The 1,543-nt window shown below is 60.6% G+C and carries 2 protein-coding genes; both read right to left on the bottom strand.

Translation table 11 applies throughout. The features are described 5' to 3' along the window. On the bottom strand, positions 1–800 hold an 800-nt coding region (locus tag VOI29_RS24485), incomplete at its 3' end, for a cyclopropane-fatty-acyl-phospholipid synthase family protein (RefSeq protein ID WP_323784498.1). 78 nt (positions 801–878) lie between these two features. Beyond that, positions 879–1,543 (bottom strand): FAD-binding domain-containing protein (locus tag VOI29_RS24480; protein WP_323784496.1); only part of this gene is annotated, 665 nt, incomplete at its 5' end.

The following is a 1,543-nucleotide window of genomic DNA, read 5'->3' as shown; positions in this document are numbered from 1 at the left end:
TATTTCTGACCCACCGCCTCGAACATCTCGATCGAAGCGATTCCGTCAAAGGTGCCACAGCAGTCGCGATAATCTTGCAGGCGTAAATCGACTTGCCCGGAAAGGCCCGCCTTTTCCAAGCGTTGCCGGGCAAAGTTCAGCTGCTCCTTACTGATCGTCAGACCGGTGACTTTCAGTCCCCGCTGACCGGCTGCGTATTCCGCGAAACCGCCCCAGCCGCAGCCGATCTCCAGCACATGGTCGCCGGGCTGCACCCCCATCTGGTCAACCATCGAGGCGTATTTCGCAGTCTGCGCCGCCTCAAGACTATCCTGGCCGCTGCGGAACAGAGCGCTGGAATAGGTCATCGTGTCATCCAGCCACAACCCGTAGAAGTCATTTCCCAGGTCGTAGTGATAGGAGATGTTCTTTTGCGCCTGTTTGCGGTGATTGCGGTGCAGCCAGAAGCGGAAGCGTTCATAGGCGCGCGCCAGGCCTTGGCCGGGAAATCCGTCATACACGGTATTGGCGCCCATATGGACCAGATCCATAAAAGCCTGCAGGTCCGATGTGCTCCACCAGCCTTCCAGGTAAGCATCGGCAAAACCGAGATCACCTTCGCGGATCAGCCGGGCAAAACAGTCGGGATTGCGGATGTGCAAGTCGGCAGCGGGACCGGGATTGCGCCCGTTTGCGGAAAATATGCGCCCGTCCGGCAGGTGGATATCCAGCTGCCCGACTTCCATGGCCTTAACCTTGGCAAACACCGCAGCAAAGTAGCGCGGCAGATTCTCCTGGCCCTCAACGGACGTGTGCTTCATGCGCTTCCCCCTGTGAGACACGGAATGGCTAGGGAAAAAGCTAGGCCACAGGGGGCCTTCCGGCAAGAAAACTATGCGTCAGCGGTTTTCACGCGCGCCCTGATAGGCGGTGAGCGCGCGGTCGCGGCCCTCTTTCAGGCTGATCACCGGCTCCACGCGGGGGCTCGCTGGCGACAGGCCCCAGGTCAAGGGAGCCGCATCGAAGAAATCCAAAGCGGTTTGCGGAGGGGCGGCCTGGCCTTCGGCGATCCAGCGGCCGGTGTAAGCGCCTGAAGGGTCGAACTTTTCCAACTGGCCGCTGGGGTTGAAGACGCGGAAAAACGGTGAGGCATCGGGGCCGGAGCCCGCCACCCATTGCCAGCCCATGGCGTTGGAGGCCGGATCCCAGTCGACCAACGTGTCCGCAAACCAGTCCATGCCGATTTTCCAATGCGTCATCAAATGTTTGGTGAGAAAACTTGCGACGATCATCCGGGCCCGGTTGTGCATCTTGCCGGTCACATACAGCTCCCGCATGGCTGCGTCTATGAAACCGTACCCTGTCTGCCCGCGCTGCCAGGCCTGTACCCGCGGGGTTATCCGCTGCGACCAAGGGAAGGCTTGCCATTCGTCGCGCCAGCTGGCCGTCAGAATATGCGGCGAGTGATACATCAGGTGATAAGCGAATTCACGCCAGGCGACCTCTTTCAGAAAATGCTCGGCGCCCTGGCTGCCGCGCTCCATCGCCGCATGGCCCAAGTGCC

This window comes from Leisingera sp. (assembly GCF_034669605.1).
Taxonomy (GTDB): domain Bacteria; phylum Pseudomonadota; class Alphaproteobacteria; order Rhodobacterales; family Rhodobacteraceae; genus Leisingera.
This window is presented reverse-complemented; position numbering and strand designations above follow the sequence as displayed.